This is a genomic window from Desulfovibrio sp. 7SRBS1 (genome assembly GCF_049723905.1).
Lineage (GTDB): Bacteria > Desulfobacterota > Desulfovibrionia > Desulfovibrionales > Desulfovibrionaceae.
Genome location: NZ_JBJKFD010000001.1, coordinates 278,620 through 293,616 on the forward strand (window position 1 = coordinate 278,620; position 14,997 = coordinate 293,616).

The window sequence follows — 14,997 nt, forward strand, 5'->3', positions numbered from 1 at the left end:
CGCCTATTTGGGAATGGTTACGGAGTTGCTGTCCACTTTGTCACTTTCCAGGCCGTCCTTGTCCACCGCGACAATCCGGTAAGCGTAGGAGGATCCCGGTGACACATCGCTGTCCACGAAGGCTGTCTGGGCTGGTTGCATTGCAGCCAGCTTGTTGACGAATCCGCCAAATCCCTCGCGGTATATTTCATAGGAAGCAATGTCCTTTTCCGGGCTTTGCTTCCAGGTGAGGCGGATGCCTCCGGAGGTGAGAGCGGCTTTGAAGGCTTGCACAGCTTTGGGACGTGGTTTGGTGGTTGCCACGGCAAAGGTGGATGGTTTGCCCTCGGCCTTGAACAAGTTGTAGCCGACAACAGTGTAGTAGTATGTTGTTCCGTCTTTGAGCGGTTCGAACAGAGTGCCCTTGTCCGTGTAGGCTACATTGTCCCGTCCTTTGACTCGTCCGATGTCTTCCATCTTCTTGTTATCGAGCCCTCGATAGACGACATATCCGCCCACATCTGCATCGGTCAGCGGTTCCCAGTGAAGTGTCACAGCCTTGACCTGTCCGCCCTTTGCGAGAAGCCCTGCGGGGGCGGCAGGAACCGGTTTTGTTTTGGCCGCAACTTCTGCTGAAGGGGAGGTCTCCCCTTCTTTGTCATAGGCCGAAAGTCTGTATATGTAGGTCTGGCCGTCTGCCAGGTCTGTAGCATCGGTATAGGTGGATTCGTCAGGACGGATTTTAGCGATACGTTCCCATTTGGTGCCCGCTGAATGTCTTCTGTACAGATAGTAGCCATCGATTTCAGGTATCCCGACCCACTGCAAATCCACACGCCGTAGCATGTTATCCTTGCCCAAAGTCAGTTTGGGAGTCACCGTGACGGTAACCTGTACGGGATCGGACAAGGCACTTTCCTTGCCCTTTTTATCCAGGCTGGATACGGCATATTCGAACTGTGCTCCGTCAGGCAGCGGGGCAGAAGCATCCGTCAATTCAAAGGACAGGGAGCTGGATTTTTTCTGGTCCGCCGGGATACGGGCTATCTCTTGCCATTGGGGCTGGTCCGAGTTGCGACGGTACAGAATATAGGACTTGATCGTGAATTTATCCTTCACGTTCTGCAGCGAAGGCACGCAGGAGAGCTTTGCCCGCTGCACCTGTCCTTTTGCTTCGAGAATGAGCGGAGGGTGGGGCACTTTTTCCCCGGCGCTTTTTATCTGGGCCAGCTCCTTGGGGCGGACTTCATTGCCGTCCTTGAGGACTATGCCTATCTGATAATAATACGACGCACCGCGCTGTGCCTTGGTGTCGGTAAAGCTGTTGGAGCTGGTCTGGCCGAGGTAACGGAAGGGGCCCTTGGTTGAACCGGCCCTGTAAATGGAGAAGGATTTGATGGGATCACGGGAGTTGAAGGTCCAGCTCAGCAAGACCGCACTACCCTGGTTCTTTGCCTTGAAATCTTTGACTCCAACTTTTTGTGGAAGGGGAGCGCTTGACTCTACAAGTGCGGAGGCCGCACCGACGCCCATGGTGAGGATTTCTATCTGATCGGCGAGCTGCTTGGTGGCTTTGGCGATTTCCTTGTTGCTCGAAAACGTGGGGCTCCACGTTCCCAGAACCTGCCGTTGCCGTACGCCAAGCAGGCTGATCTTGGCTTTAACCTGCCCGCCCGTCTTGGAAACATTGCCAAACACTACATAATCCAGACCGAGTTTTTGTCCGGCAGCCAATACCCGGCTGGAAGTGTCACTTTGGGAAAGTCCTTCCTCGTAAAGGCGTTCTTCCATTTCCCGGCGCGGCATGGTGCGCAACGAGTGTTTGCCTTCAAGGTCTGTGATGAGGGAATAGAGGATTTCTCCATCGTATCCGATGGCCTCAATGTTGAGCGGACGTAGATTGAATATGGCCAGAAGAGGTGTACTTGCCGCTTCAACAGGCCTGGCTGGCGGGCCCAAAAGGAGGACCGCCAGTGCCAGCACCGTGCTGAGTACATGGATGGGTTTCATTGCTCTTGCCTACAAAGCTACCCGATACTTCAGGAATATCTGCTCCAGGTTCGACTTGGAAAGGGAAGATACCGGAGTATTCACGCCCTTCATCTTTTCGTCGAACACGGCATCCACGAACTTTTCCGCAGCTACGATGTTTTCGCGACGGCGGATGTAGTTCTCACCTTGTTTGAAGTAAACCTGTTCCAGGTTGCGCAGTGGTTTGAGTGCTTCCTGGCCCATTTCGGCAACCACTTCTTCGGTCAGTCCCTGGAGCAGTTCGGTGTCCGTGGGCATGACCAGCGGATCGTACTCAATGTTGGCTTCGCGTACGCCAGCGCTGACTTCATCCTGCACAACACGGCGGCGTTCAATGGTCTTGACCTGAACGTTCTCGCCTGTGGCTACGTCCACAATGCGGAAGGACAGCTGGGCAAAAGCAACTTTTTTGTGCTCAGCCACGGCATAGTCTTTTTCCGCATATTCCGGGGAAACGATTTTGGCCTGGGGAGCTGCAGCCAACTGTTCCTTGTTGGGATTGGGATGCTTTGCCTTCCAGTTGAGGAACTCGATATTGTCGGTAATCTTATCGCCGACCTTGTAGCGGACCGTCTTGACGCCCTGCGAAACGGACGAATCGACCCTGTACAGCAGCACGCTGCCCATGATGGCAACGTCGATGCCATATACCCGGCCCATTTCCTTGGCCGTGCTTTCGGTGACAACGCCGATTTGGCCGAGTTTCATCTCTTCGAGGATGGACTTGAGGTTTTCGCGTTCCAGAATCTTGATGTCGCCCGAGGCGTTTTTGAACAGGTAGGTGATGAGGTTGTTGGCGACGATGACACCGGCATCCTTATGGTCGCTGGGGCTGCCGAAGTCGAAAACCGCGATGGATTTCTGGACCCTCTGACGGATGCGGTCCTGCATTTCCTGCACCAGAAAGAAGATGTTGGGATAAGCAGGATCGATAATCCGGACCTGTTCGTACCAGTACCAGGCCGAGCCGTATTTGCCGTCCATTTTGAAGCCTTCAGCCAGGAGCACGGAGCGCTTCACCAGATCGGTTTTCAGAGAATTCAGCATGAAGTCGGAACCGCTGCTCATATATTTCGCAGCCAGATTATAGGTCTGGATGGCCTTGAGCAGCCAGCCGTCGTTCATCTTGCCCCGGGCATCCTGTACGTAGAATTCTCCGGCCTTGAGTTTGACGTGTTTGATCAGGCTTTCGAGTTTTGCATCCGGCCCAAAGGAAAGGGCACGTTCGTACATCTGCACGGCACGGTCCCACTTTTGCGCCACGCGGGCGTCGTTTCCTTCCTGAATGAAGTAGCCCTTGCTGTTGTTATTTTGAGCCAGTGCCAGCATTTCACGAGCCTGGGCAGAACCGGAGTCCAGGGCTAGGGCATTGCGCAGCAGGGGGATGGCTTCATCGAATTTTTCAGCCTTGAACAGCTCGTGGGCTTTTTCATAGTAGAATTTGCCGCCGTCCCTCTGGGTTTGGGCCAGCAGCTGGGCTGTTTTTTCATAGTTGGGGAATGTGGATTGTATTTGTTGCAGATCGAAATAGGCCTTGGTCCATTCGTTTGCGAACATGGCGTTCTGCGCATCGGCATAGAGCTGCTTGACCCTGGTAAGCAGGCCTGTTTCCTTGTCGGCTATGGACTGGGCCAGATGTTGTACGTCCGGAGCCCCGGAATCTATTTGCTTGGCCTTGCCCAGGGCGTTCTTTGCCTGGTCCACGGCCTCTATGGTCAGCGGGTCGATGGCAAGTGCGGATTGCCCGTCACTGACGTACTGTCCTACAAGCTCTCCTTTCAGGCGCACAAGTTCCTGCTTGTATTCCTTGTTTTTGGGTTCCTTGGTTATGGCTTGTTCGAGGTAGGCAATGGCGTCGACATATTTGCCGCTTTGGGCGAGTTGCATGCCTGTTTCATAGTCTTGTTTACCCGCTTTGCAGGCTACAAGAGCCAAAAGCATGAAGCAAAGAATGGCGGCCTTGAAAAAATGTCTCATCACTTCCCCCCTGGACGGCAGGCCGGTTTTCCCAGCCGCTCTATTTAAGGTACTTAAGGTTTATCGTATCACCTGACGTCTTGGTCACTTTGCAGCGGAAATACTTATCCTGAAAATAAGACATGGTTATTTCGTTGATAAAAAAATCGGGCCATCCTTTGTAGGATACCGAATAGGTGCCTTTGCCTTTATTATATTTAATGAGGCTGGCAGCAGCCACTCCCGGTACATCGGCTTTGAGAATTTCCGCAACTTTTTTGGCCGAGGCATGGTCGGGCAGGCTGGCGATGCGCAGGGTAATTCCCCTTTGTCCGAAAATTTCATTTTCCCATGCCTGGGTCAGCTTGGCAGAGAGATCGCGCCAGACTGCATCCACACACTTTACTGATCCTTTGTCCAGAGCCATGAGGCGGTTGTCGCCAGGAACAGTCTGCACGTTGGCTGCTGTAGCCAGAACTTTACCGTCGTCCGGACGGTGAATGGAGGTGGTCAGGCTGACTTCATTGACTGAGAGAGTGATGTCTTGAAACGTGGAAGATGAGGACTGCGCTTCAATTCCCACATCCAGAAGCAGGGAGGGCGTGCCTTCGCTTTCAGCAACCTTGATGACGGTGAAGCCGCTGTTTTGAAGCTTTGCGGTAATGCGTCCGGCTGCCTTTTCCGCGGCAATGCGGTCGTTGGGCTTTACATTTGGGGAGATTCGTACGGCGACTTTGGGGTTACGCTGCATGGAGACAAGCCTTGTAAGCTTTTTGGAATCGTCCAAGAGCTTGGGTATCTCCACGCCAGCCTCAATGGTTATTTCAATGGCGCCGTAATCGTTTTTTTCTTCTTTGAGGATCTTTACGTTTTTGAGATAGCCGGATGATCGGCTCATGATCTGGTCGCGCACGGTCATAAAGTCGCGCACTTCCGTGGAAGAAGTTATCTGCGTACCTATGGCTTTTTCCAGAAGAGCACGTTTTGCTTCGAACAACGCTTTTTCTCTGGCGACGACCTCTCGTCCCGGTTCAAAAAAGCTCATGCCCGTTGCAGTATAGCGTTCGTCGGCAGCATGCAGGGCAGTAAGCAGGAACAAAAAACAGACGAGCGTCAAAAGGGTACGCATGCAGTTCATAGGGGAATGTTTCCCGTACATACAACAAAGTTTTAGGGAAAGACCAAACCGTACAATTACATCATAATATTGCCACAAGGCAGGTTTGATGACAACCCGGATGGGGAAAAAGTAGAAGAAGGCTAATTTCTTGAAACCACTTGGGATTATAAGAAAAAAATTTTTCCAGAAAAAAGCATGAGAAAATATAATGCCTCTCGGCATGGAGAAGGTGCGCCGGTTTGTGCGAAAATTATACCGGCAACATGGTGGTGTTTACTTTTGGAAGGTGGACTATTCCGTCAGGATTTTAGCGTATTGCTCGAAGATTTCTTCTTCTGAAGGGCAATCTGTTGATGCCGCCTTGTGGATTTGCAAGCTCTTTTGCAAATGTTCAGCGAGTAATTTTGAAGAGAGTGGATCTGTTATGAAACCGTTGTATCCATCTTGTATGAAACTGCTTGCTCCAACAAATTCTGTTGTTACGACGGGAACTCCGCAGGCAAGAGCTTCAACTACAACATTGCCGAATGTGTCATAGAACGAAGGATGACAGAGTGCATCCAGTGAATTATAGAACAAAGGCATGTCTTTGATTTTCCCCAGAAAAAAAATGCGCTCTTTTATGTTTAAAGTTTCTGCCTGCTGTTCATATTTTTGGCTGTTTCTTCCTCCTGCTACCGCCAGAATAACATCTTCTGTGAGATGGGGGATGGAATTGATAAGTTGGTACAACCCTTTCAATTCGAAGTTTGTGGAGCAAAAGCCTATTATCCTGGCGTGTTGAGGTAGGCCGAATTCTTTTCTTGCAGCATTGCGTTCTTCGGCGTTCAGAGGATGGAATTTGTTTTTGTTGATGCCGTTGGGGATAACGCATGTTTTGGGTCCGGCTTCTGGAAAACTGCGGCAGATGTCGGACTTGATGAAAGGGGAAAGGGCTATGAAGTGTGCTGTTCCGGGATGGGTGTATATTTTCCGATCAAAACTGACGAGCAGATGATTGATTGGGCTGATGAATCTTTTGACTTGTTTTTGCAGGCGTGCGGAGGTTGAAGGCTGCGCCTTGAGCGAGCGGCGCATGAAGTCCGCATGGGGACCGCCGGACCTGTATGCAGTGCATCCCGGAACCGGACTGAAGGCCATGGAACGAACTGACTTCGGCAGTGCGGACAACCTTTTTTGGGCGGCCAGCCAAAAGCTGACTTCCTTGAATAAACGGCCTCGGAAAGGAAAAGTTATTTCATTTATTCTTTTGTCATGGATGTTTGTGGAATTCTTTCCACAATATACAGTGGTTGAGAAACCATTGTTTTGCAAGTAGTGGAAGAAGTTGAAGCATACGCGTTCAACGCCTCCATATTGCGAAAAATTACGAATGAACAATGCTATTTGTGGAGATGCGGTCGTCATTGTGAAAAATTGTGCCGCCTTACCGTGTTGAAGGAAAGCTGGATGTTTGAGTTCACTACAGAGTCGCCATGTTTGTATCTGTAATCATACCGACATTCAACCGCGCATTGAATGTCGAGTCTGCAATCCGTTCTGCCCTGGCGCAGAGTTACCCGGATTTTGAAGTTATTGTGGTTGATGACGGGTCCACCGATGAGACTCCCTATATCCTGAACCGACTGGATTCCCCGCGGCTTCGGGTTCTTCGGCAGGCGAACAAGGGCGTTTCCGCGGCCCGCAATGCGGCAATTGAAGCGGCGCAGGGGGACATGATTGCCCTGCTGGATTCGGATGATGTCTTTTTGCCCGGCAAACTTGCAGCCCAGACCTGTTTTATGCAGGAACACGGTCTGGATATCAGCCAGACCCGTGAGATCTGGATCCGGCGCGGCCTGCGCGTCAATCCCATGGACAAGCATGTCCAGCCGAGCGGGTGGATATTTTCTCAATGCCTGGATATGTGCCGTATTTCTCCATCCACCGTCATGTTTAACCGCAAGGTTTGGACCCAGGCCGGGCCGTTCGACGAAAATCTGCCCGCCTGCGAGGACTATGATCTATGGCTGCGTGTGGCTTTGCGTTTTCCGGTGGGACTTGTGGAGCAGGCGTATACGGTCAAGCAGGGCGGACATGCGGATCAATTGTCCCGGTCATTCATCGGGCTGGATTTGTTTCGTATCCGTGCCTTGCTGCGAATTCTTGATGACCCGGTCCTGACCGAGGAGCCGCGCCGTCTTGTGGAGCGTCAGCTGCGCCGGAAAGCCCGTATTCTGGTGCGGGGAGGACTCAAGAGGGGGCGTGTGGTAGAACCGATGCGCGTCAAAAAAATGGTAGAGTCTGCCATTGGGCCGATTTTTGCAAAATAATTTGCAGTACACTCCGGGCAATGAAAAGCTGTCTCCTGTCGGGAATCAACAGGAGACAGCGTACGAAGTCGGTTGCAGAGGGTTTGCAATCCGTGGCTTTTAAGCCGGGTGCTCGGTTTTGATGACGGCCTCGGATTTGATTCGGTCCAGAAGCTCGGCCAGCACGGCTTTGACATTTTCCCGAATGTCGCCAGCCACGATAATGAAGAGCAGGTCGTCGCCGAGTTGGAGTTTTCCCTGGCAGGCTTCGACAATAACACGGAAGATACCTTCCCGGCTCTCGTACTCCCGGCGAAGTTCTTCAATGCGGTCGAGGTCCGACGTAATTTCCACGCTACTGACCGGTGAATGGTCTTTGCGTGACCAGCCCCGGACAACGCCGTTGTGAGCCAGGATCATACCCACGTTTTCGGCAAAGCCCGGTTCTTGTTTCAATTGTTGGATGGTTTGCGTAATATCCATAAGCGCACCTCACGGTTATTTGATGGCATGACGTTGCTCAATTGAAGTTTTGACCCGTAACGGGGATTTTTAATGTATAGTTTTTCCGAGCTGCAGGAAAGCCTGCCTTCACTGAAACAATCGCGGATTGTATCGGGTGGGTTCGGGCTGTGGGTGGTCTGGTCCGGCCAGATGACCAAGGCACTTACCCAGACTTTGCAGGACCACGGCGGCATCAAGATGACCTCGGCCCCTTCCCAGGCCTTGTGGTTCTTTTCCTCGACCGAAGTGTTCAAAGCCCTTGCACGGTTGCAGATTTGGGCCCGCCTTAATCCTCTCCATATTTTTTTCCAGGTCATTCCCGCTTCGTTTCTGGTTGGATGGGATATGACCATCTCCCTTTCCGTATCTGCGGACCTGACGGTCCAGAATATGGTCAGCCCCAGTTCCTTTGAGGTTCTGGTTCATCCCAAATGCGTGGCGGACGTAAAGGGAATTGCAGGACTTTCCACAGATCCAGTCAACACCCTGCCGGGGGTGGCAAATGTGGAATGGGCTACCCTGCAGGCCGATCCCAGCTATTCCTATGAATCCTCCCTTGGCTGGTATTTCATCATCAAGCCGTTGGGAAATCCCCTGGATAGGGATTTCATGCAGGGATGGCGTCATTTTTTTTCCTCCGCCGAAAGTATTATCCAGCGGCTGGGCATAAAGTTTATCTTCAATGAAACCTGCCTGATTCTTCCTTTGGAAAATTTGCGTCTGCTGCGGACCTGGTGCAAGGAGATGATTTCCCTTGTGCACTCCATCAAGTCGGACCCGGACGGTAATTATTGGCCGTGCACCATGGTTGCGGTGCAGAAAGAAGGGCGGAATTTCAACGAGGATCTGCCGCGCAAGGTCAACCTGGACTGGCAGCGCCTGACGCCCGATTATCCCTACCTTACCTACAGGTATGCCTATCTTTTGGGCAGCGAATTCAACATCAATCAGGTTGCTTATTTCAGCGAGCGATTGGGGTTGGACAACTGGTGCTATGCCAGCCTTACCGAAGACGCCGAATCCGGGACCGGGGGCGGGAGCCTCCATGTCTCTGCGCCTCGCCGCCTGCAGGCAGGAGTGGAGAGCGAATGTTTTTATTGCGGCCTGAAAACCCACCGGCCCATCGATTGTCCGTCGCGACAGATAATCCCCTTGCGCCCCAAAGTCTGGGAAAAGTTTGTTTCTTTGGGGATGGACGATTTTGATAAGATTTCACAGGAAGTTGACGACATCCTGAGTGCAGACCAAGTTGGGGGGCTTGCCGAACTTTTGGATAATAAAGGCAAGTCAGGCGTTTATATGCGCTGCCTCTTTGAGATATCCCAGCCTTTTCAGTTGCGCCTCTTCAGCCATCTTTGGAGGAGCAGAAGCAAGGATTGGGAAGGAGCGTTCGATCATCTTTCCCCCGAAGAAGGTGAATACATATGGGCCGCTTTGGAGAGCCTCAGGCTGAATAACCACAGCAATGCCGAGCACCTTCTGGCTCAGGCCATGGTCCGCTATCCACGCAGTTACCAGCCGCGCTCATTGCAGGCGTTGCTGCACATGGAAGCCGAGGACCTGAACCAGGCGTTGTTTTTCTTCGAAGAAGCGCAGCGACTGAGCTATACGGATGTGCAGCGGGCCGTTTTCAGTATGAACCAGGCTCGTTGCTATGAAACCCAGATGAGCTTTGAAAAGGCCATCCAGCTTTATAAGCAGGCCGAGCAGTTTGCGCCTTCCTGGTTGGATACTGTTTACAGACAGGCGGTATGTCTCATCAAAATGGGATTCACCGAGCATGCCATGGTGATTCTTCTGGATTTTATTGCTCGTGACGCCATGTACTTCAACCGCATTCTCATAGATCCGGAAATAGAGCGCGGCCGTTTTCATATAATGAACGCTTTGTGGGATATATGGGATGAGGCAAAGAACGAGGCCGAGGAAGCACGTGAGCAGGTGGAACAGCTCGAAAGCAAACTCTTTCAGTGGTTTACTCCTGAAAACGAATTTCTTGAAAAAAGCCGTGGGAAACTGGAGGTGCTGCAGCGTCTTACAAAGGTTGAAAACTTTGTGGCGTTCAAAAGGCTGCAAAGCGGCGTGATGCAGATGGAAGCAGAGCTGCAGGAACGTGTCGCCAGTGAAATCAAAGTGGTGGAAAAGCGTGTTTCCATTTTGCTTGAAAGGCTGATTGAAGTGCAGAGAGAGGCCTCGTGGTTTCCGTTTCCGAAGTTGCTGCGGGAATTCAACCGGGACTTTAATTTTTGTGCGGATAAATTGAACTGGCTGAAGACCCAGAATTTGCACACTGCTGAGAATTTTCGGAAGGGGCAGGTTTATCTTGGCGAGGTGGATGAGCGATTACATGTGCTGCAGGGGCGCCTGGTGACGCTGCGGGTTATTCGGGACGCCACTTTTTTTATTTTGCTTTTGGGGCGAAACTTCATCTGGATGGAATTGGTCGGACTGGGGGTCGCCATTATTCTGGTTCCTCTTCTGATTTATGGAATGCAGAATTATATCACCGGATGGGCTGTTGATCTGCTTCTTAAGGAAAAATGGCAGCTGCAGAAAGGGCTTATTCTTATTCTCAGTATTGTAGCCATGGCAGTGTCCGCCCTTAAGACGGCGATAATTTTTGAAAAGCGCAAAGAGCAGCTTTTTAATGAAGAGTATGAAAAGGCCGTCACTTCGAGAAAAGACCGTAAAAAGAACAGCAGGCGCAAACAGAATGGCAAAAAAAGTAAGGCCAAGAAGAGCTGATTTTCATACATAAGTCTCTCTCTCTGCCAGCCCCTTCGCTCTTTATGTGGGAGGGAAGAAGATCACTGCCTTTTTTTTGATGACGCTCTGGAAATACGCGGCTTGAGTTTTCTGCTGAGTGAAGGGCATGGCTACTTGTCCTGACAGGGGGGAGCATCTCCGGAAATGCAGGCGGGATTTGGGGCGTCCGCTGCCTTTTTATGTTCTATATCCTCTCATAAGTCCTCGGAGTGGGCGTGTGCTGTTCCTCAGTATCCGTGTGGTCTTCGAGTCGCCCGTTAAGAACATCCCAACATGCGTGCTGTCTGCTGCTGGTTAGCGAGATTGTGGCCTTTTTCGTATGGTGTCAGCAGATGCCACTTCAAGAATCTCTTTGCCGTGGGCAAATGTGCATTCTTGTGTGCTAGGAAGGGCATTACAGAAGGGAGACGGGCATCTCAGAACTCTGCCTGTCCTTTGCCCGAAGGGGGCATGGAGGGGGGCATACGGAAGCCCGAATAAGAAAGAAACCCGAATAAAAAAAGGGTTGCGGTGATAATCACTGCAACCCTTTACTTTCGTGGCGGAGAGAGAGGGATTTGAACCCTCGATAGAGTTTCCCCTATACACGCTTAGCAGGCGTGCGCCTTCAGCCTAGCTCGGCCATCTCTCCGCGTTGCTTCGACTCCTCGTCGAAGAGGGATAGTTCCTAAATGGACTGGGCTCTGATGTCAAGCCCTGTCTGCATACTTTCTCTATTCTTTGTTCTCATGGCTGGATCGAAAGCTTATTACGATGGGAGCCGTGGCAATACCGAAGCTTTTACGCAGCTGGTTTTCCAGATAACGTTTGTAGGAGTCCTTGATAATCTTCGGATTGTTCACAAAGAAAAGAAAACGGGGCGGGGAAGTCTCCGGCTGGGTCAGGTAGTAGAACTTCGGCCGACGATATTTGACCTGCGGCGGTTGGTGGCGGGTAATGGCATCCCGCATCACCCGGTTGAGTTCGCCCGTGCCTACGCGGATCTGGCATTCCTTCCACATACGCTCGGCCAGGGGAAGGATGTCTTTGAGTCCGGTTCCCTTGAGGGCGGAGGTGTACACCAGCGGTGCGTGGCTGCAAAAGCGCATCTGATCTTTGAAGTATTGTTTCACTTCATTGAGTTTGCCGCGTTCTATCAGGTCGATTTTATTGACGGCAACCAGGAAAGGCGTCTTTTCCTTGACCAGAAAATCCAGAAGTTTTTTATCCTGAGTGGTCAGCCCCACAATGGCATCCAAAACCAGAATGACAATCTGCGCCCGTTTGCTGCAGGTCAGTGCCCGAACAACGGAAAATCGTTCCAATGATCCTTCAACCTTGGCTTTGCGGCGCACACCTGCGGTGTCCACAAAGGTGTAACGCTTCCCTTTATGGTCCACCGTGGCATCCACGGTATCTCTGGTGGTGCCTGCAATGGGGCTTACGATAACCCGTTTTTCCCCAATGAAGGCGTTGACCATACTGGATTTCCCTGCGTTGGGACGCCCCAGCATGGCGATGCGCAGCCCTCGTTCGGGGCCTTCGGCTTCGTCTTGGTCCGGGATGTCTTTGATCAGCCTGGCCAGCTCTTCGCGCAGGAAGTTGCGGTTGTGTCCATGCTCGCCGGAGACGCCGAGCATTTCAAAGCCAAGAGCGTGAAATTCAGCCAGTAGTTCGGCTTCCCGCTCTTCGCCATCTATTTTGTTTACGGCCAGAAGTACGGGCTTATTATGCTTGCGGATGTATTCGGCCACACGTTCGTCCAGCGGCGTAAGGCCTTCACGTCCATCCATTACAAGCAGGATGGCGTGCGCCTCTTCCACTGCTTCGCGTGCTTGGGCGAAAATGCCTTCTTCTATGCGGTCTTCTCCCGCATCGAGCACTTCGATGCCGCCGGTATCGATAAGTGCTACGCGCCGGTCGTCAAAAAAGGTTTCACCGTAGATACGGTCGCGCGTAACCCCCGGCTGGTCGTGGGTTATGGCTGCGTTTTTCCGCAGCATACGGTTGAAAAGGGTGGACTTTCCCACATTGGGGCGTCCGACGATGGCAATGGTCGTGGGCATAATGCTGTTTTCCTGATGTATTGTATTGATTGGCCAGCCCGGAGGTTGGATTGCAACAAGCTAATGCGGGCAGCCGTGGCTGTCTACCTATTATCCACTACGAATTCAACTCTCATTGTTGAACCCCTGCGGCAGATGAAGTAATGCCAGGGATGATTCATTGTTGGGACAGGGGTGTTAGCTGCTTTTGGGCTACCGGGCCGGAGTTCGTACCGGGATATTTTTTTGAGATCACCACGATTGGAGTAGCGTATTGATGCGGGTGCGGGATAAAGTTGTCGGACAGAGTGGCAAGCCATTTGGTAGCTCTTTGCAAAAGGATTTCTCTGCTGTTCCTGCCGGTTCTTCAGCTCCATTCAGACATATTATTCCGCTGTTGCCGTTACTTCCTTTGGTCTTGTTGTTTGCCGGGGGCCTATGCTTGGCCTTGGGGCAATCCTTCGGCATGTGGCTGCCGTTTGCTTACGACGGCGGTGTCTGGGATGCCTACACCGCCCTGGCTCAACCGCATGTTTTCAAATCCATACTATTATCTTTATGGGTTGCATTTGTCTCGGCATTTCTGGCCGTATGGTTGGGATTGTTTCTTGCGTACGGCGTTTGGAAGCTTCCGGATACATTACAGAAATACGCCGTAATCTACAAAGCTCCGTTGGTTTTGCCGCACATTGCCGTGGGCTTCATCATACTCGTCTTTTGGGGAAAATCCGGAATATTATCCTCTCTTGCCTATCATTTAGGGGCCATCGAGCAGACAGGGGACTTTCCGACCATAACATATAGTCCGTACGGCCTTGGGCTGATTATGGCGTATGTGCTGAAGGGAGCGCCCTTTGTAATCATACTGGCCTACGGTATGCTCAAACGCTTCGACTTTCGGTTGGTCCAGACGGCCCGCATGCTCGGGGGGAGTGAAAGCATTATTTTCTTTCGTCTGATAGTGCCGTTTCTTAAGCCGGTGCTGCATACCGCCTTCATTATTTTGTTCTTATACGCCGTGGGAGCTTTCGACATCCCTTTTTTGATTGGCGGCAGCGTTCCAGAGATGCTGCCTATTAAAATCTACAATTTGTATTTCAAGCGGGAATTGACGGACAGGCCGCAGGCAATGGCCATATTGAGCCTGATGTTCCTGTTTTCCGCCGTATTTATCGCAGGCTACCTCCGGTTGGCCGGGCGGATGCACCAGGAGGAACGCAAGCTGTGAGAAACCTGCGGGTATTTGCGCTTCTCTTTTTTCTCTTCGTATTTCCCGTGTTTGTTCTCGGGATTTATGCCGTGGCCCCGGGGTGGCATTTCCCAGACATCCTTCCTTCACGATTCGGAGTGCAGGGGCTTGCCGCTGTTTTTCATATGGGGATGCCTTTGGTTGTGAGTATTTTGAGTTCCCTGGGGTACTCAATGGCGACCGTGGCGTTGACGTTTGCGGTAAGCCTTTTGCCTGCACGGCATCTGGCCCGAAACGACTTCAAGGGAAAGACGGTGGTAGAAGGGGTGTTGCTTGCTCCGGCTCTGGTTCCTTCCATGATCTTCTCCATGGGAGTGCATTACTTGTTTATTCGTATGGGATTGGCGGATACAGTGTTGGGGGTGGTGCTGGTGCTGACGGCATTCAGCTATCCTTACATGCTGAGGGCCTTGATTGCCGGTTACCACGCTGTTGGTGTTGATTACGACCTGTGCGCCCGCAATCTGGGCGCTGATGCCATGACCAGAATTTTGCGGTTGGACCTGCCGCTTCTTGTGCCCTCTCTTGTTGCTGGTGGGTCTGTGGTTTTTCTTGTGGCTTTTTCCGAGTATTTTTTGGTGTTTCTCATCGGGGGCGGAACCATTCCTTCGTTTACGGGGTACCTGTTTCCACACCTGACCGGGGCCGATAGAAGCGTTGGGGCGGCGCTGACCATAGTCTTTCTCTTTGTCCCGGTCGTTTTGTTCTTTCTTGTGGAGGCTGGCGTGGCTGCCCTGTACAGGAAGAGGGGGATGTATTGAATTTGGCCAGAGAACGATTTTGTCGTTGACAACTGCGTGCGAGAAAAGATAAACGCATCTCCTCGTTCAGGAGAAATCCTGAACTGCGGAGCGGTAGTTAAGTCGGTTATAACGCCGGCCTGTCACGCCGGAGGCCGCGGGTTCGAGTCCCGTCCGCTCCGCCACCTTGAAGCTCAAAGGGCCAGTTACCGTTTGTAATTGGTCCTTTTTTTTGCGGCCTGTGAGAGAAGGGCCGCGGGTTGATCGCGGCACGTCCTGTGCCGCGCCCCTGCGGGCGGCTCCGCATAGCTGCGCCGTCCGATTTTGCCGTCCTGCA

General features: G+C 52.0%; 10 protein-coding genes and 2 tRNA genes. 5 read left to right on the forward strand and 7 right to left on the reverse strand.

From position 1 onward, the window contains the following. Positions 1-3: 3 nt before the first annotated feature. The 4 genes from ACI0FJ_RS01365 to ACI0FJ_RS01380 form a co-directional block, all read right to left on the reverse strand. On the reverse strand, positions 4-1,989 hold the full coding sequence (locus tag ACI0FJ_RS01365; RefSeq protein WP_424298061.1) for a hypothetical protein: 1,986 nt from the start codon (positions 1,987-1,989) through the stop codon (positions 4-6). 9 nt (positions 1,990-1,998) lie between these two features. Further along, the gene (locus ACI0FJ_RS01370) at positions 1,999-3,987 is read right to left on the reverse strand and encodes a tetratricopeptide repeat protein (protein ID WP_424298062.1); all 1,989 of its coding nucleotides are present in this window, start codon (positions 3,985-3,987) and stop codon (positions 1,999-2,001) included. A gap of 40 nt (positions 3,988-4,027) precedes the next feature. Then, positions 4,028-5,104 (reverse strand): hypothetical protein, encoded by a 1,077-nt coding sequence (locus tag ACI0FJ_RS01375; RefSeq protein ID WP_424298063.1) that lies wholly within the window; start codon positions 5,102-5,104, stop codon positions 4,028-4,030. A 273-nt stretch (positions 5,105-5,377) separates the two neighbouring features. Continuing rightward, positions 5,378-6,493, reverse strand: a complete 1,116-nt coding sequence (locus ACI0FJ_RS01380; RefSeq protein ID WP_424298064.1) for a glycosyltransferase family 4 protein — start codon at positions 6,491-6,493, stop codon at positions 5,378-5,380. A gap of 68 nt (positions 6,494-6,561) precedes the next feature. Here ACI0FJ_RS01380 and ACI0FJ_RS01385 point away from each other — a divergent pair, with 68 nt between their 5' ends. After that, positions 6,562-7,398 carry a glycosyltransferase family 2 protein gene (locus tag ACI0FJ_RS01385; protein WP_424298065.1) on the forward strand — a complete coding sequence of 279 codons (837 nt, stop codon included), beginning with the start codon at positions 6,562-6,564 and terminating at the stop codon, positions 7,396-7,398. A gap of 99 nt (positions 7,399-7,497) precedes the next feature. On the opposite strand, the gene ACI0FJ_RS01390 is transcribed toward ACI0FJ_RS01385, so the two are convergent. After that, on the reverse strand, positions 7,498-7,860 hold the full coding sequence (locus tag ACI0FJ_RS01390) for a molybdenum cofactor biosynthesis protein MoaE (protein ID WP_424298066.1): 363 nt from the start codon (positions 7,858-7,860) through the stop codon (positions 7,498-7,500). A gap of 72 nt (positions 7,861-7,932) precedes the next feature. On the opposite strand from ACI0FJ_RS01390, the gene ACI0FJ_RS01395 reads away from it, so the two are divergent. Then, positions 7,933-10,626, forward strand: a complete 2,694-nt coding sequence (locus ACI0FJ_RS01395) for a tetratricopeptide repeat protein (protein WP_424298067.1) — start codon at positions 7,933-7,935, stop codon at positions 10,624-10,626. A gap of 560 nt (positions 10,627-11,186) precedes the next feature. Here the strand turns inward: ACI0FJ_RS01395 and ACI0FJ_RS01400 are convergent. Further along, positions 11,187-11,278 (reverse strand) — tRNA-Ser (locus ACI0FJ_RS01400). A gap of 82 nt (positions 11,279-11,360) precedes the next feature. After that, complete coding sequence (gene der / locus ACI0FJ_RS01405) at positions 11,361-12,692, reverse strand: ribosome biogenesis GTPase Der (RefSeq protein WP_424298069.1); 1,332 nt, start codon at positions 12,690-12,692, stop codon at positions 11,361-11,363. A gap of 256 nt (positions 12,693-12,948) precedes the next feature. Between der and ACI0FJ_RS01410 the strand changes: the two genes are divergently transcribed. From ACI0FJ_RS01410 to ACI0FJ_RS01420, 3 genes are all read left to right on the forward strand, one after another. Further along, positions 12,949-13,899 (forward strand): ABC transporter permease, encoded by a 951-nt coding sequence (locus ACI0FJ_RS01410; RefSeq protein ID WP_424306440.1) that lies wholly within the window; start codon positions 12,949-12,951, stop codon positions 13,897-13,899. Between the two features lie 164 nt (positions 13,900-14,063). Then, positions 14,064-14,681, forward strand: a complete 618-nt coding sequence (locus ACI0FJ_RS01415) for an ABC transporter permease (RefSeq protein ID WP_424298071.1) — start codon at positions 14,064-14,066, stop codon at positions 14,679-14,681. Between the two features lie 87 nt (positions 14,682-14,768). Further along, positions 14,769-14,845, forward strand: a tRNA-Asp gene (locus ACI0FJ_RS01420). Positions 14,846-14,997: the final 152 nt, after the last annotated feature.

Bases quoted from the DNA above. Each gene is read 5' to 3' on its own strand.
- ACI0FJ_RS01365 (WP_424298061.1), bottom strand. From the start codon at position 1,989: ATGAAACCCATCCATGTACTCAGCACGGTGCTGGCACTGGCGGTCCTC.
- ACI0FJ_RS01370 (WP_424298062.1), bottom strand. From the start codon at position 3,987: ATGAGACATTTTTTCAAGGCCGCCATTCTTTGCTTCATGCTTTTGGCT.
- ACI0FJ_RS01375 (WP_424298063.1), bottom strand. From the start codon at position 5,104: ATGAACTGCATGCGTACCCTTTTGACGCTCGTCTGTTTTTTGTTCCTG.
- ACI0FJ_RS01380 (WP_424298064.1), bottom strand. From the start codon at position 6,493: ATGACGACCGCATCTCCACAAATAGCATTGTTCATTCGTAATTTTTCG.
- ACI0FJ_RS01385 (WP_424298065.1), top strand. From the start codon at position 6,562: ATGTTTGTATCTGTAATCATACCGACATTCAACCGCGCATTGAATGTC.
- ACI0FJ_RS01390 (WP_424298066.1), bottom strand. From the start codon at position 7,860: ATGGATATTACGCAAACCATCCAACAATTGAAACAAGAACCGGGCTTT.
- ACI0FJ_RS01395 (WP_424298067.1), top strand. From the start codon at position 7,933: ATGTATAGTTTTTCCGAGCTGCAGGAAAGCCTGCCTTCACTGAAACAA.
- der (WP_424298069.1), bottom strand. From the start codon at position 12,692: ATGCCCACGACCATTGCCATCGTCGGACGCCCCAATGTGGGAAAGTCC.
- ACI0FJ_RS01410 (WP_424306440.1), top strand. From the start codon at position 12,949: ATGCGGGTGCGGGATAAAGTTGTCGGACAGAGTGGCAAGCCATTTGGT.